At 35.5% G+C, this 23311-nt stretch carries 21 protein-coding genes; 17 read left to right on the top strand and 4 right to left on the bottom strand.

The features are described 5' to 3' along the window. The first annotated feature begins 141 nt into the window (after positions 1 to 141). From ACP7AT_RS08735 to ACP7AT_RS08670, 14 genes are all read left to right on the top strand, one after another. The gene (locus ACP7AT_RS08735; protein ID WP_426063953.1) at positions 142 to 1557 is read left to right on the top strand and encodes an MBL fold metallo-hydrolase; all 1416 of its coding nucleotides are present in this window, start codon (positions 142 to 144) and stop codon (positions 1555 to 1557) included. A gap of 130 nt (positions 1558 to 1687) precedes the next feature. Further along, the gene (locus tag ACP7AT_RS08730; RefSeq protein WP_426063952.1) at positions 1688 to 2356 is read left to right on the top strand and encodes a carbonic anhydrase; all 669 of its coding nucleotides are present in this window, start codon (positions 1688 to 1690) and stop codon (positions 2354 to 2356) included. Positions 2357 to 2440: 84 nt separating this feature from the next. Further along, positions 2441 to 3841 carry an MBL fold metallo-hydrolase gene (locus tag ACP7AT_RS08725; RefSeq protein ID WP_426063951.1) on the top strand — a complete coding sequence of 467 codons (1401 nt, stop codon included), beginning with the start codon at positions 2441 to 2443 and terminating at the stop codon, positions 3839 to 3841. An 11-nt stretch (positions 3842 to 3852) separates the two neighbouring features. Further along, complete coding sequence (locus ACP7AT_RS08720) at positions 3853 to 4170, top strand: rhodanese-like domain-containing protein (RefSeq protein WP_426063950.1); 318 nt, start codon at positions 3853 to 3855, stop codon at positions 4168 to 4170. 276 nt (positions 4171 to 4446) lie between these two features. Further along, positions 4447 to 4755, top strand: a complete 309-nt coding sequence (locus ACP7AT_RS08715) for a DUF202 domain-containing protein (protein ID WP_091205548.1) — start codon at positions 4447 to 4449, stop codon at positions 4753 to 4755. 67 nt (positions 4756 to 4822) lie between these two features. Continuing rightward, a complete protein-coding gene (locus ACP7AT_RS08710) occupies positions 4823 to 6052 on the top strand; it encodes an MFS transporter (protein ID WP_426063949.1) in 1230 nt (409 codons plus the stop codon). Between the two features lie 10 nt (positions 6053 to 6062). Then, positions 6063 to 6383, top strand: coding sequence for a rhodanese-like domain-containing protein (locus ACP7AT_RS08705; protein WP_426063948.1), 321 nt, complete (start codon positions 6063 to 6065; stop codon positions 6381 to 6383). 63 nt (positions 6384 to 6446) lie between these two features. Next, the gene (locus tag ACP7AT_RS08700; RefSeq protein ID WP_426063947.1) at positions 6447 to 7016 is read left to right on the top strand and encodes a TlpA family protein disulfide reductase; all 570 of its coding nucleotides are present in this window, start codon (positions 6447 to 6449) and stop codon (positions 7014 to 7016) included. A gap of 96 nt (positions 7017 to 7112) precedes the next feature. After that, positions 7113 to 7682, top strand: coding sequence for a YeeE/YedE family protein (locus tag ACP7AT_RS08695; RefSeq protein ID WP_426063946.1), 570 nt, complete (start codon positions 7113 to 7115; stop codon positions 7680 to 7682). Between the two features lie 10 nt (positions 7683 to 7692). Then, positions 7693 to 8190 (top strand): DUF6691 family protein, encoded by a 498-nt coding sequence (locus ACP7AT_RS08690; protein ID WP_091205541.1) that lies wholly within the window; start codon positions 7693 to 7695, stop codon positions 8188 to 8190. A 93-nt stretch (positions 8191 to 8283) separates the two neighbouring features. Next, a complete protein-coding gene (locus ACP7AT_RS08685; protein WP_426063945.1) occupies positions 8284 to 9270 on the top strand; it encodes a c-type cytochrome in 987 nt (328 codons plus the stop codon). A 16-nt stretch (positions 9271 to 9286) separates the two neighbouring features. Further along, positions 9287 to 9712, top strand: a complete 426-nt coding sequence (locus ACP7AT_RS08680; RefSeq protein WP_426063944.1) for a DsrE family protein — start codon at positions 9287 to 9289, stop codon at positions 9710 to 9712. A gap of 90 nt (positions 9713 to 9802) precedes the next feature. Then, positions 9803 to 11497, top strand: a complete 1695-nt coding sequence (locus tag ACP7AT_RS08675; protein ID WP_426063943.1) for a bifunctional metallophosphatase/5'-nucleotidase — start codon at positions 9803 to 9805, stop codon at positions 11495 to 11497. A 135-nt stretch (positions 11498 to 11632) separates the two neighbouring features. Then, entirely contained in the window at positions 11633 to 13063 is a 1431-nt protein-coding gene (locus ACP7AT_RS08670) for an OprD family outer membrane porin (RefSeq protein WP_426063942.1), read from the top strand. A gap of 373 nt (positions 13064 to 13436) precedes the next feature. Here the strand turns inward: ACP7AT_RS08670 and ACP7AT_RS08665 are convergent, their stop codons facing one another. Both ACP7AT_RS08665 and ACP7AT_RS08660 read right to left on the bottom strand, forming a co-directional pair. Continuing rightward, entirely contained in the window at positions 13437 to 15017 is a 1581-nt protein-coding gene (locus tag ACP7AT_RS08665) for a GMC oxidoreductase (protein ID WP_426063941.1), read from the bottom strand. 263 nt (positions 15018 to 15280) lie between these two features. Next, on the bottom strand, positions 15281 to 15727 hold the full coding sequence (locus tag ACP7AT_RS08660) for a TerB family tellurite resistance protein (RefSeq protein ID WP_426063940.1): 447 nt from the start codon (positions 15725 to 15727) through the stop codon (positions 15281 to 15283). 368 nt (positions 15728 to 16095) lie between these two features. On the opposite strand from ACP7AT_RS08660, the gene katG reads away from it, so the two are divergent. Next, positions 16096 to 18348, top strand: a complete 2253-nt coding sequence (katG, locus tag ACP7AT_RS08655; protein ID WP_426063939.1) for a catalase/peroxidase HPI — start codon at positions 16096 to 16098, stop codon at positions 18346 to 18348. A gap of 375 nt (positions 18349 to 18723) precedes the next feature. Here katG and ACP7AT_RS08650 read toward each other — a convergent pair whose 3' ends face one another. Continuing rightward, positions 18724 to 20304 carry an NADP-dependent glyceraldehyde-3-phosphate dehydrogenase gene (locus ACP7AT_RS08650; protein ID WP_426063938.1) on the bottom strand — a complete coding sequence of 527 codons (1581 nt, stop codon included), beginning with the start codon at positions 20302 to 20304 and terminating at the stop codon, positions 18724 to 18726. Between the two features lie 60 nt (positions 20305 to 20364). Further along, a complete protein-coding gene (locus tag ACP7AT_RS08645; RefSeq protein WP_426063937.1) occupies positions 20365 to 20676 on the bottom strand; it encodes a rhodanese-like domain-containing protein in 312 nt (103 codons plus the stop codon). A gap of 283 nt (positions 20677 to 20959) precedes the next feature. On the opposite strand from ACP7AT_RS08645, the gene ACP7AT_RS08640 reads away from it, so the two are divergent. Next, the gene (locus ACP7AT_RS08640; protein WP_426063936.1) at positions 20960 to 21586 is read left to right on the top strand and encodes a Crp/Fnr family transcriptional regulator; all 627 of its coding nucleotides are present in this window, start codon (positions 20960 to 20962) and stop codon (positions 21584 to 21586) included. A 309-nt stretch (positions 21587 to 21895) separates the two neighbouring features. Continuing rightward, on the top strand, positions 21896 to 23311 hold the full coding sequence (locus ACP7AT_RS08635) for an MBL fold metallo-hydrolase (protein ID WP_426063935.1): 1416 nt from the start codon (positions 21896 to 21898) through the stop codon (positions 23309 to 23311).

The raw sequence follows: 23311 nt of genomic DNA, 5'->3' as shown, positions 1-23311 counted from the left end.
TTCAAATTCAAATCGCTATGTGACATTTATCACATACTATAATTAATACTAAAATAATTATTTTCTTATGATAATTATCACTTTAGATTAAAAACGTGCCCCCTAATTTTGCCCTATCAATAATTAAAAAAACATAATATTATGAAAATCGAACAAATTTATACCGGATGTATTGCTCACGCAGCCTATTATTTAGAAAGTAACGGAGAGGTTGCCATTTTTGATCCATTACGCGAAGTACAGCCTTACATCGACAGAGCATTTAAAGACAATGCTAAAATCAAGTACGTTTTTCTGACTCATTTCCATGCTGATTTCGTTTCGGGACATTTGGATTTAGCCAATAAAACAGGTGCGAAAATTGTTTACGGTCCAACAGCGAAACCGGCTTATGAAATTATTACTGCCAAAGACGGACAAATTTTTGAAATTGGAAACTACAAAGTAAAAGTGATTCATACACCGGGACACACCATGGAAAGTACTACTTTTCTGTTGATAAACGAGAACGGAAAAGAGCATGGAATCATAACTGGCGACACCCTGTTTATTGGGGATGTAGGCCGACCCGATTTAGCGCAACACGTTTTGGCTGATTTGACCCAAGACAAATTGGCCAGACATCTTTACCAATCCTTACAAAACAAAATCATGCCTTTGTCAGATGATTTAATTGTATATCCCAATCACGGAGCGGGTTCCGCTTGCGGAAAAATGATGAGTAAAGAAACTACCGACACGTTGGGGAACCAAAAGAAAACCAACTACGCCCTGAACCCAAAAATGAACGAAGATGAGTTTGTTACTGCGGTACTAACAGGATTAACAAATCCTCCGGGCTATTTTCCGGCTAATGTTTTAATGAACATCAATGGGTACGAAAGTTTAGATGCTGTGCTTAAAAAAGCAAATAAACCTTTAAATCCGGAAGAGTTTGAATTGATTGCCAATGAAACTCGTGCCTTAATTTTGGACACCCGATTGGCATCAGCATTTGCAAATGGATTTATCCCAAACAGCATAAACATTGGTTTAGACGGTAATTTTGCCATGTGGGTAGGCGAAATGATTCCCGAAATTAAACAAGAAATACTGTTAGTTACCGAGCCGGGAAAAGAAGAAGAAAGTATGGTTCGTCTATCTCGAATAGGTTACGATAGTACAATTGGATACTTAAAAGATGGTTTTGAATCATGGAAAAAAGCGGGCAAAGAGGTGGATACACTCACCCGAATTACTGCAACAGAATTGGAAGAAAAACTAAAAAACGAGGAAATTCCCGTTTTTGATGTCAGAAAGAAAAGCGAATATTTATCGGAACATTTGGTTGGAGCAATAAATATTCCGTTAAACGAAATCAACAGTCACTTGGCTGAATTTCCAAAAGAAAAACCATTCATCCTGCATTGCGCCGGACGTTATCGTAGTATGTTGGCGGCATCAATTCTAAAAATGCGTGGTTGGGATAATTTTGTTGATGTTATTGGCGGTTTTACAGAAATTAAAGAAACAAGCCTCCCAAAAACGGATTATGTATGTCCGACAACATTATTATAAAACAAGTTTTGTTCTATATAAAGAGAGAGAATCTGAAAAGGTTCTCTTTTTTTTTGTTCCAAAGTGATAATAGTCACTATTCAAAAGCATTGCTGTAAGTATTTTTGAAAAAATTAATAGATAAAGGATAATGAAAAAAATAATTTTAGTCTCCTTCTTGATGTTGCTCGCTGCAACCGGATGTGATAAAACTGATACAAAAAAATTGGAAGAAAATAAAAACCAAACTCCATTAGAAAAATTAGTTTCCGGGAATCAACGCTTTTTAGAAGAAAAAACAATTCATCCCCATCAAAATAAAAAATCAGTTTTAGAAAATCAAAACGTACAACATCCTTTTGCCGTTGTAGTCACTTGCTCAGACAGCAGAGTTTCGCCTGAAATTCTGTTCGATCAGGGGATAGGCGATTTATTCGTAATCAGAAATGCTGGAAACCTAATTTCTGATATTGATATGGGGAGCGTCGAATATGCAGTTGAGCACCTCGATGTTAAAGTAATCGTCATTTTGGGACACACAGAATGTGGTGCTATTAAAGCGTACATTGGTGATAAAAATAATGATTACAAAAAGCACCTAAATCACATTGATGACATTGTGGAAACTATCGCAGAGGAAAAAGAGGAACAGGAAGCCGAAAAACAAACGCCAAAACAAGACAATGTATTAGGTTGTATCAATGCTAATATTGAACATTCAAATAGGCTTGTTCAGGAAAATTCAATTGTAAAAGAACATAAAACTAAAATTATTTCCATGCGCTATGACGTGCATACAGGCAAAATAATTCAGTTGTAAACCGCTATGTAACATTAGTCACCAATTTTAATAAAATCATGACCTAATTTTGTCCAATAAATTAGAAACTAAAAAAAAAACGATATGTATTTTCAACACATTTACGACAAGAGTCTTGCTCAGGCAAGTTATTTTATTGGCTGTCAAAAAGCAGGTGTAGCCGCAGTTATAGATCCTAAAAGGGATGTTGACACCTACCTTGAAATTGCCAAGCAGAACAATATGAAAATTACTCATATTTTAGAAACACACATTCATGCTGATTTCCTTGCTGGTTCCAGAGAATTAGCCGCTTTGACGGGAGCAGAAATGTACCTTTCAGCGGAAGGCGGGCCCGATTGGAAATATGAATTCCCTCACGTTGACGTGAGAGATGGTGATGTTCTAAAAGTAGGAAACTTAAAAATAGAAGTAGTTCACACGCCTGGACATACTCCGGAAAGCATCAGTTTTCTGTTAACAGATACTCCCGCAAGCGATGAACCCGTAATGTTGTTTACCGGTGACTTTGTATTTGTTGGAGATATAGGAAGACCCGATTTGCTTGAAAAAGCAGCAGGAATGAAAGGAACACAAGACATTGGTGCCAAACAAATGTATCAATCCATTAATAAATTTGATGCATTGCCTGATTATATTCAAGTCTGGCCAGGTCATGGAGCAGGTTCTGCTTGTGGAAAAGCATTAGGAGCCGTTCCAAGCAGCACTGTAGGATATGAAAAAATAAGAAACTGGGCTTTTCAGCATAAAAATGATGAAAGTGGATTTGTAAAATATTTATTGGAAGACCAACCGGAACCGCCAAAATATTTTGCGATGATGAAAAAACTAAATAAAGTTGATCGTCCGCTTCTTACAACTGTTCCAAAATTAAAACAACTGGATTATAGCGAATTAACAGCAGCTTTAGAAAAAGGAATCAAATTGATTGATGCAAGGGATAAAACGGAATTTTCTAAAGGATTTATTCCGGGAAGCATCAACATTCAGGGCAATAATTCATTTGCCACTTGGGCAGGATGGTTTCTTACGTATGAAGAACCTTTTATGTTGCTTGCCGATGAATCACAATTAGATGATTTGACCAGAAAACTAATGCGAATTGGATTAGACAACATCCACGGGTACATTCCTTCTACGAAAATATGGGAAGAAAATGGCGGTTCTTTGGAGAAAGTAAATCAAATTACAATAGAAGAATTTAAAGCCTTACAACAAGAAAAAAATGTTCAAGTTGTTGACCTTCGTGGTGTTGCGGAATACAATGCAGGTCACATCAAAGGAGCTGACAATGTATTTGTAGGTACTTTGGTAAATAATCTGGACAAAATAAGTAAAGATAAAAAAGTATTAATCCATTGCCAAGGCGGTGACAGGGCAGCAATTGCCTATTCATTATTAGCGCGAAATGGTTATAAAAATGTGCTCAACTATTCTCCGGGAATGAATGAGTGGATGAGCCAAAATAATCCTATTGAATACTAAAAACCTCAATTATGTTCGGAATTTTTAAAAATATATTTTCAAAAAAAGACACCACACAAATGGAAAAAATAATAAAAGAAGGTGCTTTCCTAGTAGATGTTCGCACACCGTCAGAATTCGCAGAAGGTCACGTAAAAGGTTCAACGAATATTCCTTTGGATCAAGTGGCAAGCCAATTGGAAAAATTCAAAGAAAAAGAGCATATCATTGTTTTCTGCAGAAGCGGTAATCGCAGCGGTCAAGCCAAAATGATTTTGGAGCAAAATGGTTTCAAAAACGTTACAAATGGCGGTACTTGGCAAGATGTAAACGAAGTGATAAGTAAATAAGCAGCGATAGTTTTAAAATAGTGTGCAGTTTAAAATAAGAGATTTTTTGTTTTAAGCTGCATTCTTATTTATGCAGCAGCAGAGATTTAAGGGAAATTAACGCGATTGGATTGCTAACTGATTCACTAAACATCGTTACAGCATTTGAATTTTCAAATTGACTTAAATAAAGTGTAAATTTGATAGTCTTTTTAGAAAAAATTAATGCTTTTTAGCTTTTTAAAAAACAAAAATGACTTTACTACTTTTTACAAACAATTACACACATACAATGCTATGGAAGAGAAAAAACCAGCAAACAAAGACTTAATTTTAAGAGAAAAATTAGCGTTGCAACGAACAACTTTGGCCAATCAATCCACATTTCTTGCCTTTTTGAGAACTTCGATGTATTTTTTGATTGCAGGTTTGAGTTTGAGAAATCTGCTCAAAATTGAAAATAGTTTACTGATTGAAATCGCACTTTTTGTCACTTCATTTATCATTTTTGTTTTTGGAACCGTGAACTATTTTAAACACAAAAAATCCATCGCAGAAAATAAAAAACACATCGGTGACTACCAATTAGAATATTACAAATTATAAGAACTTACCCTTTTTTGTTCCTAACTTCTTTTCCAAACGAAGATTTTAAATTAATAAATTACCTCAATTGAAAACAAATACAACCAAACTTGGACTGAAAGAAAATTGGAAACAGTTTACTATTTTGGTTATTGTCAATGCCTTTGTCGGCGGAATGATAGGAATGGAACGAACCATTATTCCAAAATTTGCTGAGATTGAATTTGGCATTGCTTCAAAAACAGCTATACTTTCTTTCATCGTTGCCTTTGGAATTACAAAAGCCATTACCAATTATTTTACAGGCAAACTGGCGAACCGTTTCGGGAGAAAAAATTTACTTTTATTCGGTTGGATTCTGGCCATTCCCATTCCTTTTATTTTAATTTATGCAGAATCTTGGAACTGGGTGATTTTTGCCAATATATTATTGGGAATTAGTCAAGGACTTACTTGGAGCAGTACAGTGGTGATGAAAATTGATTTGGTTGGAGAAAAAGATCGTGGACTTGCGATGGGACTCAACGAGTTTGCCGGTTATTTTGCCGTTGGATTAGTTGCTTTTCTGTCAGGCTACATTGCACAAAAATATGGCATTACGCCTTACCCTTTTTATTTGGGAATTGGGATTTCGATAATTGGTTTTTTATTGACTTTGTTTTTTGTGAAAGACACCCGAATATTTGTTCACCAAGAAAACACAACGAATAAAACTGAAAAATTAGATAATATTTTTCTCGAAACCACTTTCAAAAACAAAACATTAAGCGCCATAACACAAGCAGGATTAGTCAATAACCTGAATGATGGCATGATTTGGGGACTGTTACCTATTGTGTTGCTTTCTTTGAATTATGATTCACAGAATATTGGAATTATAACCGCTATTTATCCTACTGTTTGGGGTTTTGGACAATTGGTAACCGGAAAAATGTCAGATGTTTATTCGAAAAAAAAGATGTTGTTTTGGGGAATGTTACTTCAGGGAATTGCGATACTTTTTATTCCTTTTGCTGCAGCATTCTATCAGTTGGCCGCAATTTCAGCATTTTTGGGTTTAGGAACGGCGTTAGTTTATCCTACTTTTTTATCCGCCATTGCACAGGCGACAAATCCGCATCAGAGAGCAGAAAGTATTGGTACATTCAGGCTTTGGAGGGATTTAGGATATGCGATAGGCGCGATTATTTCAGGAATAACAGCTGATTTATTCGGTGTAAATTATGCCATTATATTGATAGGAGTTATCACCATTGCATCATCAGTAATAATCAAAGTTCGAATGCCAAAAGACCATTTACAAAAAACAACTAACTGATTCAAAAGACATGAAAGAAATAGATAGCTCCTCAAATAAATGCATTCAAGTTGAAGTAGTAAAACAAGCGCTTCAGCAAAATGAAAAAATACAGATTATTAATGTCCGTTTCAAAGAAGAATTCGAAAGTAATCATATTCCGGAAGCCAGAAATATTACTTTGGCAGAAATTGAAAACCAAATACATCAAATCAAAAAAGATTGTAAAATTACTATAGCTTGTGGAAAAGGTGGAGGAAGATCGATGGATGGAGCTAAACTTTTAAAACAAATGGGATACAATGCAAACTGGCTTTGCGGTGGAACAAATGAATGGTTAAATTTAAAATAAAGTATAAAGCTAAAACAAAGAGATTCTTTCTTTTCAGAAAGTAATAATTCAAAAAAATAAAAAATGAACTGGAAAACACCAAAAAAATCCACTATCCAAAATATTGTTTTTATCGTATTAATAGCATTGCTTCTGTTCAGTCCGTTGGGCACTTTTGTAAAAGTACAACTGAACCGATTAATTGCCTTTTCACCCAAAACAATTGCTGTAACAGATCAAAAAATGCTTTCCAATTATCAATGGCAATTAAAAGACGCCACCGGAAAGACGGTGTCATTGGACGCATACAAAGGAAAAATAATATTCATTAATTTCTGGGCCACTTGGTGTCCACCTTGTATTGCCGAAATGCCAAGCATTCAAAAATTATATGTTGATTATCAAGATAAAATAGTCTTTTTGTTTGTGACAACGGATTCCTTCGAAAAAGCAAATGCTTTTATACTTAAAGAAAATCTGACGCTTCCTGTGTATCAATCGGTAACCAATCCTCCATTAGAAATGGAATCGGCGACAATTCCGGCAACTTATCTTATTAATCAATCAGGAAATGTAATCGTAGCCAAAATTGGAACAGCAAATTGGAATAGTGATTCGTTCCGAGAAATGCTAGACGAGTTATTAAAAAAATAAAATCATTGTCATTTTTTACTTTTTTTTTCTTGTGTGACAAAAGTAACATAACTACTCATTTATAAATTTAATCTTTGTGGTTATAAAAAAATAAATATGGAAATTTTAGAATTAATCAGAGAGCCTTGGCCTTGGTATATTGCAGGCCCATTAGTTGGACTTACAGTTCCGGCTTTGTTAATCATTGGAAACAAATCATTTGGAATTAGCGCCTCATTACGTCACACTTGCGCCATGTGCTTACCGGCAAACATAAAATTTTTCAAATACGATTGGAAAAAAGAAATCTGGAATATGTTTTTCGTTTTCGGTATTTTATTGGGTGGTGTGATCGCGTACAGTTCTTTGTCAAATCCAAATCCGATTAATATTAATGGAAATCTAAAAACCGAATTGGCAGGCTATGGCATAACTGAAATTTATGGAATGTTACCGGAACAATTATTCTCGTGGGAAAGTTTATTTACACTCAGAGGCTTTTTTATGATGGTTATTGGTGGCTTTTTTATTGGTTTTGGTTCTCGCTATGCGGGAGGTTGCACCAGCGGTCACTCTATTTCCGGTTTGTCTAATTTACAAATGCCATCACTTATAGCAACATGTTGTTTCTTTATTGGAGGATTGATTATGGCAAATGTTATTTTACCATTTATTCTTTCACTTTAAATTACGAATTATGAACATTAAAGATCAAAATACAGATTTCGAAACGCGTTCTTTAGATACTTCTTGTATCAATGAGAGTCAATTAGAACATAAGTGGTACCACAATTTAAAATATTTAATCATTGGTATTTTGTTTGGTATTGTTTTCATTAAAGCAGAAATTATCAGTTGGTATCGCATTCAGGAAATGTTCCGTTTCCAATCTTTTCACATGTATGGTGTAATAGGAAGCGCCGTTGTGGTGGGTATAATATCCGTTTTCCTGATTAAAAAATTCAATATTAAAACCATTTATGGAGAAAAAATCGAGTTCCATGACAAAACTTTCAACAAAGGTCAAATCTACGGAGGACTTATCTTTGGATTGGGTTGGGCAGTAACAGGAGCATGTCCTGGACCATTATTTGCACAAATTGGAACGGGTGCCACAGTGATGATTGTTACTCTGTTTTTTGCAATAGTGGGAACTTGGGTATATGGTTATTTTAGAGATAAACTTCCTCATTAATACCCTATGAATCCAGAAAAACAAAATATAGTCCAATTTAAATCGCTCGTAAAAAGGCTAATTTATCTGTTTACAACCATTATCTTCCTGGTAATGGCTTTGTTCGTCGTTTTGTTTTTTAATACATCAATCACTGCTTGGCTTCAAAAAAATGACACGCAAATAGATTCCCTTTATGTCGACGCAGAAAAAAAAGTGATTTTGCAAAATGAAACTGCAAAATTCTGGAAACCGGCTGATATTGCTCTGATTAAAGATTCAACTTTAAAAAAAGAAGTAGAATATGGCAAAGATCTAATTGCGCATACGGCTAAATACTTGGGTCCAAATGGCAGTGTGAAACAAATTACTAATAGAATGAATTGCAACAATTGTCATTTGGATGCCGGTACAAAACCTTGGGGAAACAATTATGGTTCCGTATATTCAATGTATCCAAAAATGAGAGCGCGAAGCGGCCAAGTGGAAAATCTATACAAAAGAGTGAATGACTGTATGGAAAGAAGCTTAAACGGTCAACCGCTAAAAGAAGATAATAGGGAAATGAAGGCTATGATAGCATACATTGAATATATTGGCAGTAAAGTTCCTAAAGGAAAAGAAGCAAATGCTTCTGGAATTTATGATTTGGAGTATTTAGATCGCGCCGCTGATCCTGTAAAAGGAAAAGTACTATATGATGCCAAATGTGCCAGTTGCCATCAAAAGAATGGTGAGGGGATTTTGGCAGCGGATAAAAAAGAATATACGTATCCACCACTTTGGGGTAAAAATTCGTATAATAGCGGTGCAGGATTGTTCAGAATCAGTCGTTTTGCGGGGTACATAAAATACAATATGCCATTAGGCGCCTCCTATGAAAACCCTCAATTATCCGATGAAGAATCTTGGGATATTGCTGCTTATGTAGAAAATCTGGAAAGACCGTCGAAAGATTTAAGTCAAGACTGGCCCGATATTTCCAAAAAACCGGTGGATCATCCTTTCGGTCCATTTTCAGATTCATTTACGGTAACCCAACATAAATTTGGACCTTTCAAACCAATAAAAGCCGAAAAAAAGAAAACCGAAAAAAAATAATCTTAAAAACCCAATTATGAAAAACCTAACCATTTTATTTGTTCTTGCATTGAGTATGATTTCCATTGTTTCGATGGCACAAAAAAAGCCAAACAAACACAAGATCGTTTTTCAGTTTACCAATGCTGCTGATACTTTACAACAAAAAGCATTGATAAACCAGCTGACAAACCTAACAACGCACTGGCCAAAGTCAAAATACGAGGTGGTGATTCACAGCATGGGTTTACCATTTGTAATGTCAGGGAAATCAAAGCAAATACAAGCAATAAAAGCACTTCGGGCTAAAGGCGTTCGTTTTTTAGTATGCGAAAACACTTTGAAAAGTCAAAAAGTAACTAAAGAACAATTGATTTCAGAAGTAGAATATGTACCAGTAGGAATAGCAGAAATTGTAGAAAAACAAGAACAAGGCTGGACGTACATTAAGGGCGGATTCTAAAGTAAAAATGTAAATTGTGTTTTGTACCCTGCTACACCATGAATTAGGCTGTAGTTTTTCCTATAAAAATCTGCTAAAAACCTAAAATAGATGAGCAATAACCGAAGAAATTTTCTAAAATCAGTAGGGACCTTAAGTCTGGGTGCAGCGATTATTTCACCTATTTCCGCTATTGCAAATTCTAATCAAATCGACGAACTTAAATTGGATGCAGCAATCGACCAAAGCAAACCGCAAACGATTACTATTCTTCAAACCACTGATGTGCATTGTCAGATTCATCCGCATGATGAGTTATTTTGGGAAAATGGGAAAGCTGTTTTTAGAAAAACGGGCGGTTATGCCTACATGGCAACTTTACTGAAACAACTGAAAAAGAAAAACCCAAATACCTATACCATTGACACCGGCGACATGTTTCAAGGTAGCGAATTAAGTCTAGAAACTACTGGTGAAGCTTTTGTTCCAATTTTAAATGCGTTGAATTACGACTTATTTCTTCCAGGGAATTGGGAAGTAATTTATGGTAAAAGAAAGATGCAAACGTTGTTAGGTTCTCTGGATGCACCAAAAATCTGTACCAATATGTACCATGATTTAGGCGAAGGAAAACGTGGTGAACTTATTTTTCAGCCGTATACCATTTGGAATATTGCCGGAGCAAAAATTGGTTTTTTAGGGTACACCGATCCATTGGTACCCTTAAGACAAAGCCCAAATTATAGCAAAGGAATTTTATATACCAATCCCGAAGAAAATCTGGCTCATTATATAGATGTATTACGAAATCAGGAACAATGCAGTTATGTAATTATAATTGCACATTTAGGTTTATCGCAGCAAATAGCATTGGCAAACCGACCGGAATGTGAAGGTGTAAACTACATTTTGGGTGGCGACACACACGAAAGAGTTCGTAAACCAATTGTTTGTAAGTATTCAAAAGTGGTGGAACCCGGAGCATTTGGTTCGTTTATTGGAAAATTAGATTTAACTATTCTTAACGGAAAAGTCATTGATGACAATTATGAATTAATAGAAGTAGATTCTCCAAAAATAAAACCCGATGCTAAAATCGAAAAATTATTGAAAGAAAAAGAATCCATTTATTCAGAACAAATCAATAAGGTTATTGGATACAGCACAATTCCTTTGTACCGCTATTTTGTGGTCGAAAATCCTATTGATACTATGATTCTGAATGCCTTAAACTGGAAATTCCCTGATATTGACATTAATCTTTCTAATGGATTCCGGTTTTGTCCACCAAAAACTACACCAGATCAAACAGGAAATATTCCCATCACAAACGGATTTATTTTTGATATGTTACCCGTTGACAGCACCGTAAGAACAGCAAAAGTTACCGGAAAACAATTGAAAAACTGGCTAGAAAAAGAATTAAACAATGTTTTTGCTGATGACGCTTCTAAACGCTTTGGTGGATGGGTAGTTAAGTTTAAAGGAATGGAAGTGCGCTTTAATGCTTTTGCCGAAATGGACAAAAGAGTTCAAAGTATTACGGTGAAAAATATGCCATTAGATCCTGATAAATTGTATTCAATCATGGCCTGTGAGCGTGACGGAGATCCTGTGGACGTGCTTTGCAGAATGAAAGGCGTAATGGATGCCAAAAACACAAATGCAACCTTGCATTCGGTAATGAGGGATTATTTAAAACAAAATTCTCCTGTTACACCTACACCGCAAAAAAACGCAATAATTCTTGATGCTCCTGAAACACTATTATCTCAAGTTACCGGTGTTGATTATACTTTCAGATAGTAGTTAAGTCGTAAAGTCAAAAGTCATAAAGTCGAATGTTTAAACATTCGGCTTTATTTTTTGGCCCAATGTGATAAAAGTTACCTCCCATTTATAGGAATCAGATTATTTTTGTAAAAAATTAAATACTTAAAAATGAAATCTTTTTTCTCTATATTAATCTTAACTTTTTTACTTTTAATAAGTTTCCATTCCTCGGCACAACATCAGGAAATTTCAGATAAACCAAGCGTTTGGAAAGAACAAAATAATGAAAAAATCGATTCCACCTCGATTTTAAATGCTTTCAAAAACGGAAACTTCAGCGGCCATTTTCGCTATTTTTTTATGAGTACCAACAATGAAACTGGCTTATCTGATTATTATGCCAATGCTCTTGGTGGAGGTGTAAAGTTTGAAACGGCTAAATTTCATAATTTTCAATTTGGTGTCAGCGGTTATTACATTTATGATGTCGGTTCTTCTGATTTTTCTAAAAAAGATCCGGTAACAAATTTATCCAACAGATACGAAGTAGCGCTTTTTGATTTACAAAACATATCAAGTAAAGGCAATTTAAGCCGGTTAGAAGAATTATATTTAAAATACAACTACAAAAATTCTAATGTAACCTTTGGAAAACAACTACTGAATACGTCTTTCATAAATTTGCAGGACGGCAGAATGCGGCCTACTGAAGTCGATGGAATATGGATCGATTTTAATGAACTGAAAAAAACTAAAATAAATGTAGGTTACCTATACGGAATTTCACCACGAAGTACCATGAAATATTTCAGAGTTGGAGAATCCATAGGAATTTACCCAACAGGCGTCAATCCCGACGGAACAAAATCCGATTATGCAGGGAATTTAGACAGTGACGGAATTTATATTGTTGGTATACAAAATGAATCGATAAAAAATTTAAAAACACTTTTGTGGAATCAATACGTAGAGAATATATTCAATTCGGCACTATTCCAAATGGACTATAAATACAATTTAAATCCAAACACGACAATGCTTTTCGGATTTCAGACAATTTACCAAAATGCCTTGAATTTCGGCGGAATTGAAAATCCACGCAAAACCTATTTTGAAAAAAATGGCAATTCGCAAACTTTTGGCGGAAGATTAGGCTGGCAGAATAAAAAAATAGAAATTACTTTAAATTACAACCGAATAACTGCTAAAGGAAGGTATATAATGCCCCGAGAATGGGGACGAGACCCGTTTTACACCTTTATGGCCAGAGAACGGAATGAAGGTTTTGGGGATGCGCATGCGGTAATGACCAAAATACAATATACGAATCCTAAAAAGACATTCAAATCTAATTTGGCAGTAGGTTATTTTGACTTGCCGGATGTGAAAAACGTTGCATTAAATAAATACGGATTGCCTTCTTATGTGCAGACCAATGCTGATTTTCGCTACCAATTTCAAGGATTGCTAAAAGGGTTTGATGCGCAATTATTGTATGTACACAAGTTTAATGCGGGTGAAACCAATCCTAACAAAAATTACATTTTGAATAAAACGAATATGAGTAATATAAATTTTATACTCAATTTCAATTTTTGAAACACTTCTTTTTTTTTATTCCAAATGATAAAATTTCATTATCAAATAATTGATGAGGAAATAAAATATCGTTCCTGCCACTGCAAATGTTATAAAAAAGCTAATAAGGTTTAGCACGATGTTAGGGATAAACTTCAATCGGGGATGTGTCAAAATCGGCTCCCGATGGAGTCTTTCGTGAATATTTTCTTTCGCTATTTTGATTTTCTTTTTGATAATTGAATTGTTTTAAAGACGCTTGCGGTCCTGAATTAAAATAAAATTATGTTGCTGCTTAAGCACTCTAAATTAGGCAATTAATTTAATAATGAAACATTCGGAAGAAAAAAATAATAGGGATTCATTTATTAACTCCTCTAGTTAGCGTGAAATTTCAAAAATCCACTCTTTCAGCAGCATAAGGAATCTGATGCATGGCTCGTTCTGCAATTGCAGTGATGGAAAGTGACGGATTAACTCCCGGATTTGCAGATATCATAGAACCGTCAATGACCAACATATTATGGTATCCAAAAACTTCATTGTTTTGATTAATTACCCCTACAGAGCGGTCTTTCCCCATAACAGCACCTCCCAATACATGAGCAGTTGACGGAATTCCTGCTACGGATTCTAAAATAAATGAAGTTGCTTTACCATTAATTATTTTGCTGTATTTTTCTGTTAAAGCAATAGACTCCGGAATGTAAGCTGACGGTTTTAATCCGGTACCTATAATCGAAGACATTCCGCCAAAATAGTTGTTTCTAAATTTTAAAGTACTGTCTACTGATTGCATGAATAATAAAACAGTAGTACTTTTTGACCAACTGTTTACCCAATAAATTTTGAAATAGGACAACGGATATTTTACCACTTGCCGCGTCATGTTTGCCATTCGTTCCAAAGTGTTTTTACCATTAGACAAAGGCAAATGAAATAATTTCCAGAAACCAGATCCTTCCGAATACCTCACAATTTCAAGATGGCTATTGTCGTCCGTTTCCAGAAGACTGCCGATAGCTACTCCTTTTGATAAATTTTTAGTTTTGTCTAACGAGGAAACACTAATTAGCGTTTCATTATTGGTTCGTATATCAGCGCCGAGTTTATCTGACAATAACGGAAGTGATTTCGTATTTAATTTAAGCAGTAATTTAATAGTACCTAATACTCCTCCTGAAAAAATTACTCCTTTTGAAGTAAATTCTTTTTTAGATCCAAAAAATTTTGTGCTTGATTTCACAGCAACTTTATAACCTGACGACCCATCTTTATTGTCAATTGGCAAAACATCATAAACCTCATTTTCGGCGAGGATTTCAGCACCATTATTTTGTGCTAAATAAAGATAATTTTTATCAAGTGTGTTTTTAGCATTATGTCTGCAACCCGTCATGCACCCTCCGCAAAAATTGCAGCCAGCTCTTTCAGGACCTTTGCCATCAAAATAGGGATCCTTTACTTTCACCCCTTGTTTTCCAAAAAAAATCGCAACATCAGGATGTTCAAATTGATCTTCTTTCCCAATTTCTTTAGCCAATTGTTTTAATGCAATATCACCGTCAAACAATTTGGGATTTCTGGACGCGCCAAGCATGGTGAGCGCTTTTTGATAAAATGGTTTTAGTTCAGTTTCCCAATCTTCTAATTCGCTCCAACTTCCTGATTTATAAAATGCGGATTTTGGTATGGGCAAAGTATTCGCATACACTAAAGAACCACCACCAACCCCTGTTCCCGATATAATTACAATATGCCTGAAAATACTCATTTTCATGATACCAAAGAAACGTAGAGAAGGCATCCACAACCATTTCCATAGGTTCCAATTAGTTTTGGCAAAATCTTCGGATTGGTACCATTTACCTTTTTCAATTACTAAAACCTTGTATCCTTTTTCAGAAAGTCGTAAGGCACTTACTGAACCTCCAAATCCGCTTCCTATTATTATGTAATCAAAATCGTAATGCATCTTTTTTTGTGTTATATCCCAAAAATAAGCAATTATTTTGAATAATATGCACGCATACTAATTTACCTAGAAAGGATTCTTTTGACAGCAAAAACATCAACTTGTAGTGACCCTAATCGGATGCCGATATAATAAACTATTTGATGTAGATCTGTTTTTAAATGAACAAGAGCATTTCAAATTTGAAATGCTCTTCTTCATTTAACCCAATAGTAAAATAGATCTGACTGGCTTTAAGTAATTAATGTGGTAGAACTGTCAATTTATATTCCTTTAATATTCCCTTTATTTTTCAGAAAAATCACCTCAATTATTTTACTGGTCATTCCAGCTTCTATTTTTAAATGATTGGATAAAACTTCAATTACGTTTTTTTCTTCTTTTTCCAATGTTCCGTCGGCAAGTAAAACTTCCAATGCAAGAGCAAATACTGTTTCTTTATCAGCTTCTTCAATTAATTTACAACAGGCTGAAATGTAGTTCAATTGTCCCATTTCCGTTCTTAAATGGTATGATTTTGCATAAAGAGAAGCGATATCAATTCCGATAAATTTTTGTTTAGAATGCAATATTCTCGATAATGTTGCGGTTTCTGAATCGGTAATTTGATTATCGGCAGAAAGGCACGAATATAAAATTCCAACCCAAGCTTCAATTTCAGAAGTTATGGAATTTTGGTCATTATTGTTTTTAGCTTCAAATAAACTCATATTTTTTTTGGTTAAAGTTACTGCTAACAGCTTATTGGATTACTAGGATTTAGTACTAAATTATGATTTATTTTTAAGTTTTCAGGAAACTTGGGAAAACAAGCCCTTTATTCTTTAAGAATGATTCAGCATTTTATTCCTATTTAAAAAAAATAGTAAAAGTCAACAGTATAATTATTACGAATTTATAAACTTCATGTGATGAAAAAATAACATTACCGACTCATAATCAATTAATTAAACGTTTTTGGTGTGTTTATGCATCACTAACACTATAATTCGTTATAGTTTTTATCTATTGAAAATAAAATCAGATAAGGATGGTTTGTAGTAAATTCGCATTCAAGTAAATAAAAATCAAGTAAACTATGGAAAATAATTCAAATCCAACCACATCGTCTTATAATGTGAACAGCGAAAGCAAATGTCCATTTAATCATGGTGCCAGCGCTGGAACTCACGCAAAACAAGGCGCCGGTTCTGCTCCGGCAAACCGTGACTGGTGGCCAAATCAATTGAAATTAAATATTTTGCGTCAACACTCTGCAGCGTCGAACCCAATGGGAGAAACTTTCAATTACGCAGAAGAATTTAAATCGTTAGATTTTGCTGCATTGAAACAGGACATTACGGATTTAATGACAACTTCACAAGACTGGTGGCCAGCCGATTATGGATCCTACTGTGGATTATTCATCAGAATGGCTTGGCACAGTGCAGGTACATATCGTATAGCAGACGGACGTGGTGGTTCTGGAGCTGGAACACAACGTTTTGCTCCGCTAAACAGCTGGCCAGACAATGCTAACTTAGATAAAGCTAGGCTACTGTTGTGGCCAATTAAACAAAAATACGGCAGAAAAATTTCTTGGGCTGATTTATTAATTTTAACTGGTAATTGTGCCTTAGAGTCGGCTGGTTTTGAAACTTTTGGTTTCGCTGGTGGACGTGAAGATGTATGGGAACCAAACGAAGATATTTATTGGGGTTCTGAAAATGAGTGGTTAGGCGACGGTCGTTACAATACTGAACGCGAATTGGAACAACCTCTTGCTGCGGTTCAAATGGGATTAATTTATGTTAATCCAGAAGGACCAAACGGAAACCCAGATCCAGTATTGGCGGCACATGATATTCGTGAGACATTTGCCCGAATGGCAATGAATGACGAAGAGACTGTTGCTTTAAGTGCCGGCGGACATACTTTGGGTAAAACCCATGGTGCTGCAGATCCAGAGAAATATGTTAGTGCAGAACCTGCGGGAGCAAGTATCGAAGAACAAAGTCAAGGTTGGAAAAATAGTTACGGTACTGGTAATGGTGAAGACACAATTACTAGTGGTTTAGAAGGGGCATGGACTACTACTCCATCGAAATGGAGTAATAATTATTTCGAAAATTTATTTGGTTATGAATGGGAATTAACCAAAAGTCCAGCAGGAGCGTATCAGTGGAAACCAAAAGATGGTGCAGGAGCTGGTTTAGTGCCAGATGCTCACAATCCATCATTAAGTCACCAACCGTTTATGTTGACTACCGATTTATCATTACGATTTGACCCTGACTATGAAAAAATATCAAGACGTTTTCTAGCGAATCCTGCAGAATTCAATGCTGCGTTTGCTCGAGCTTGGTTTAAGTTGACCCACCGTGATCTAGGTCCAAAAACCCGTTATTTAGGACCCGAAATTCCTGCTGAAGATCTGATCTGGCAAGATCCTATTCCTGCAATCAATCATCAATTAATAGACGATCAAGATATTGATTTTCTAAAAGCAACAATATTAGCTTCAGGATTATCAGTTTCTCAACTGGTATCAACTGCATGGGCGTCAGCATCTACTTTCCGTGGTTCTGATAAACGTGGTGGCGCAAACGGGGCTCGTATTCGTTTAGAACCTCAAAAAGATTGGAAAGTAAATAATCCTTCTCAATTACAACAAGTAATTGCGAAATTGGAAGAAATTCAAAAAGAATTTAACACTGCTAATACTGGTGGCAAGCAAGTATCAATTGCTGATTTAATAGTTTTAGGTGGAAATGCAGGAATTGAAAAAGCAGCACAAAATGCTAATCATGATGTTAAAGTTCCGTTTACTTCAGGAAGAACAGATGCTTTACAAGAACAAACTGATGTTGAATCATTTGCAGTACTTGAGCCTCAAGCAGATGGTTTCCGTAATTACGTTAAGACAAAATATACGGTTTCAGCCGAGGAAATGCTCATCGATAAAGCGCAATTGTTGACATTGACAGTGCCAGAAATGACAGCTCTTGTTGGTGGAATGCGTGTCTTGAATACGAATTTTGATCACTCTCAAACTGGAATATTCACAAAAAGTCCAGAGGTTTTAACAAATGATTTCTTTGTAAACTTACTTGATTTAGGTACAACTTGGAAAGCTGTTTCAGAATCTGATGATGCGTTTGTAGGTACTGACCGTAAAACTGGTACAATTAAATGGATTGGTACGCGTGTAGATCTTATTTTTGGTTCAAACTCTGAACTGAGAGCTATTGCTGAAGTTTATGGCTGTGTCGATTCGCAAGAAAAATTTGTTAAGGACTTTGTTGCAGCTTGGACCAAAGTGATGAACCTTGACCGTTTCGATCTGATTTAATTTTAGTATTTTTAATTTGTTAAAAAAGGTGATCTGCCAACAGATCACCTTTTTTGTTTTTGATTATATAAATTACAAAACAGATTATCCCAGTTATAAAGTGACACTAACCCATCCAAATAAGAAAGCTTCGTGCCACTAAATAGCTTTTGCTAAAGCATAGATAATTAACCAAAAATCTAAACCAGCATATCTAAAAGTTTTGTTTTTCATTAATTTACCGTTTCCAGTAAAACTATCTTAATTTTTTAATTAGATATAAATCAAAATATTACTTAACTTTTTTAGAATAAAAATCTCGTCACCATCCACAACCCCAAAAAAAAACCATCTCGAAAAAAACGAGACGGCTTTATTTTTCTAATAAAAATAGATTTACATTGTATAATCCGTATTAACAAAATTGGATTTTTTACTGTTTAATAATTCCTGCAAAATAGCATTGTTGTAGTCATTGTCTTTCGAAGCTACAAAAGTTCTAATAGAGAACGAGCGCAAGGCGTCGTGAATACTCAACGTTCCCACAGCTGAATCTTTTCGTCCTGTAAACGGATATACGTCGGGACCTCTCTGGCAAGAACTGTTCAAATTTACTCTGCACACTAAATTTACCAAAGTATCAATAAGTGGCGCAATGGTTTTGATATCGCTACCAAACAAACTTACTTGTTGACCGTAATTTGATTCGGCCATATCGTTTAAGGGTTCCTGAATATCTTTGAAAATCATTATTGGTACCACTGGACCAAATTGCTCTTCATGATACACTCGCATTTCTTTATTTATTGGAAACAAAACCGCAGGAAATATATAATTAGCAGAATGATTTCCACCTTTTTCATTGATGATGGTTGCGCCTTTTTTGACAGCATCGTCAATCAATTCCTGAATATAAGCCGGTTTATCTTTTTCCGGTAACGGAGTTAGCATCACTGATTGGTCCCAAGGATTTCCAAAAACAAGCGAATCTACTTTGGCAGCAAAACGTCTGTTGAATTCATCGGCAATCGTCTCGTGAACGTATAAAATTTTCAATGCTGTACAACGTTGCCCGTTGAATGACAGCGTTCCCGCAATACATTCCTGAATGGCCAAATCTAAATCGGCGTCCGGTAAAATAATAGCTGGATTCTTAGCTTCTAAACCTAATATCAAACGCAGTCTGTTTTTGTTTGGGTGTTGATCCTGCAAGGCAATCGCTGATTTGCTGTTTCCTATCAAAGCCAAAATATTAACTTTTCCGGACTTCATAATTGGCGAAGCAACCTCACGCCCTCTGCCGTAAACAATATTAATGGCTCCTTTTGGAAAACTACTTCTGAACGCTTCCAACAAAGGGGAAATTAACAGCACGCCATGTTTTGCGGGTTTAAAAATAACGGTATTCCCCATAATCAATGCCGGAATTAGCAGTGCGAAGGTTTCGTTGAGCGGATAATTGTAAGGTCCAAGACACAATACAACTCCAAGAGGTCCACGACGTACCATAGCATTTACACCTTGGCTTTTGGTAAAACGGGAACTATTTCGGTCTAATAATTTATAATCTTCAATAGTATCGTAAATATATTCTACAGTTCTGTCAAATTCTTTTTCGGAATCCGGCAATGATTTACCAATTTCCCACATCAAAAATTTAACAACTTCGTTACGGGTCGCTTTCATTTGAGTAACAAAATTCGACATACATTTAATACGGTCTGAAACTTTCATTGTAGGCCACAATCCCTGACCATTATTATACGCTACACTAGCCGCATTGACTGCTTCCAAAGCCTCAGTTTCGCCCATAAACGGGATCGAACCTAGGATTGTTGGGCCGTATGTTTCCGTGGATGAAATCGTTGAAAAAACTGCGGTAGTCTGGCCTTCCCACTTTTTTAATTCGCCATCCACTAAATACGTATCTTGATTTAATAATGTGGTAATCTGAAATTCTTCTGGTATTATGTTCATACTGTTGGATATTATATTTATAGTTTAAATAAATAAAAGACGCGATTGTCTTTTTCCGTTTTATGGTTCAATGACCTCGCCGTCCCATTCTGTAATGCCGCCAATAAGATTATAAGCATTTATAAAACCCAGCTGATTCATTATTTCACAGGCTTTTGCACTTCGCATTCCGGAGCGGCAATACACATAATAATTTTTATTTTTATCCAAAGCTTCTATTTCGGTTACAAAATCCTGGCCTCTGAGAATATCAATATTGATAGCATTTGCTATAAAACCTTCGTTAAATTCGTCTTCGGTTCTCACGTCCAGAATCACTGCATTTTTATCAGCTTCAAATTGAGAAACCCAATCTTCTTGTGTTAAATTCATAATGATGTTTTTTGTAAAAATACAACGTTTTTACCAAACAATAAATGCATCAATTGTTAATTAGATAATATTAATAAGAAATCGTTTTCGCAAAACATTAACAATCAAGAAAATATAAATTAAGCTTTTATTTTTGCGAAAAACAGTCTATTAAATCCATAGATAATATATAAATAATAGACGCTTAATCAAGCACTTGTATGCCGTTTTAGTCTAATAAACAACCTGCTTTTTGAGTTTTTTAAACTACTTTTACAATACAAAAAAGTGAAAAAAAATTATAATGATTGATCCGATAAAAAAAATATTCCCTTCCTTTTCTACTGAATTAGTCAAAGATGTTGATGCCAATGCGGCTATACAATCCTTCAAAACTGGTGATGTAATCATGCGAACTGGTCAGTACATAAAAAATACGGTACTGGTAATCAGCGGCAAAATAAAGGTTTATCGAGAAGATGAAAATGGCGGCGAGTTTTTTATGTATTATTTGCAACCGGGGCAAGCTTGTGCCATTTCTTTGATTTGTGCCACCAAAAATGAAAAAAGCCAAATCATGGCCAAAGTCGTTGAGGATGTTGAATTAATCATGGTGCCCTTACCATTGATGGATAAATGGATGATGCAACACCGCAGTTGGTATGAATTTGTAATTGACACGTACAGAAGTCGTTTTGAAGAAGTCTTGGAAGTTATTGACAGCATTGCTTTCAGAGCGATGGACGAGCGATTGGAGTTTTATTTAAAACGTCATGCTGATGTTTGTGGTTGTAAAGAATTGAAGCTTTCCCATCAGGAAATTGCCTCCGAATTGAATACTTCTAGAGAAGTGATTTCCCGTTTGTTAAAAAAAATGGAACAGCGCGGCATAGTTGCTTTACACCGTAATAATATTGAACTTTTAAAATAAATTCAACTGATTCACTGAGATAATCCTTTTTTAAAAACGTTTTTTTTGTCCAAATTTTTCATACCATTTAATTATTGCCTGTTTTTCAATACTTTAGATTCTTGTTTTATAAAAAATTCACTTTGTAAAATGAACACTAAACTTAATTTTTGATTATCTTTAATATTGTTTTTTTGTTTAATATTTGAAACAGAAGCATACAATCCAACCAATCATTTTTCTTATTCCAATAATAGTAATGTAACAATTGTCACTGTTTTTCCTAAAAAACAGAAATACATTTGTACTGTACATCTAAAAAACGCAATCATGCAAATAGAACAAATATACACCGGATGTTTAGCACAAGGTGCTTACTACATTACTTCAAATGGTGAAGCTGCCATTATTGACCCGTTACGGGAAACCCAACCCTATCTCGACCGACTAAAAAGAGATGAAGTGAAATTAAAATACATTTTCGAAACCCATTTTCACGCTGATTTTGTTTCCGGCCACGTCGATTTAAGCCGCCAAACTGGTGCTCCAATCGTTTATGGTCCAAATGCTACCTGCGAATTTGATTGCATTTCTGCAAAAGACGGACAGGAATTCACCATTGGAAACATCAAAATAAGGGTACTGCACACTCCGGGGCACACCATGGAAAGCTCCACTTTTTTATTGATTAACGAAAACGGAAATGATCACGCTATTTTCTCCGGAGACACTTTGTTTATAGGCGATGTGGGAAGGCCGGATTTAGCTCAAAAAGCGGCACACATGACACAAGAACAATTGGCCGCTACCCTATTTCATTCGTTACGAACAAAAATCATGACTTTGGCAGATGATGTCATGGTTTATCCCGCGCACGGTGCAGGAAGTGCCTGTGGAAAAAATATGAGTACGGAAACCGTTTCGACCATTGGCGACCAAAAAGCAACTAATTATGCATTACGTGCGAATATGACAGAGGCCGAATTCGTACAAGAGGTGACGGAAGGTTTATTGCCGCCGCCCGCTTATTTTGGTATGAATGTGGCCATGAACAAAAAAGGATACGACAGTTTCGAAAACGTTTTGAATTTAGGAATGCGTGCGCTCTCCCCTTCAGAATTTGAAGTGGCCGCTGAAGAAACCGGAGCCTTACTTTTGGACACACGTAACAACGGAGAATTTGCCAAAGGATTTATTCCGCAATCTGTAAATATTGGAATTGATGGTGATTTTGCTCCTTGGGTAGGCGCTTTAATTGCCGATGTGCAACAACCAATCCTAATTATTTGCGAACCAGGACAAGAGGAAGAAACCGTCACTCGCTTGAGCCGTGTGGGATTTGACAACTTGATTGGTCATCTGGCGGGTGGTTTTGATGCTTGGGCAAAAGCAGAAAAAGAAATTGATACCGTAAATAGAATTTCGGCCGAACAATTTGCCGAGGAAGTAAAAATTGGCGAAAGCAAAATAATTGATATTCGTAAAGAAAGTGAATACTGCGCAGAGCATGTTGAGGAATCCTACAGTAAGCCATTAGCGGCTATTAATGAATGGGTTAAAGATATTAATCCAAAAGAACACTTTTACCTGCATTGTGCCGGTGGATACCGCAGTATGATTGCCGCTTCAATACTAGAAGCGCGTGGTTTTAGAAATTTTACTGAAATTGAAGGCGGTTTTAATGCTATTGCAAAAACGGATATTCCAAAAACCGATTTCGTATGCCAAAGTAAAGTTTTGAAATAA

Origin of the sequence: Flavobacterium sp. DSP2-3-1 (assembly GCF_049896865.1) — a bacterium.
Classification (GTDB): domain Bacteria; phylum Bacteroidota; class Bacteroidia; order Flavobacteriales; family Flavobacteriaceae; genus Flavobacterium.
Note: the sequence above shows the minus strand (reverse complement) of the source record. Positions and strands in the feature narration are given on the sequence as shown.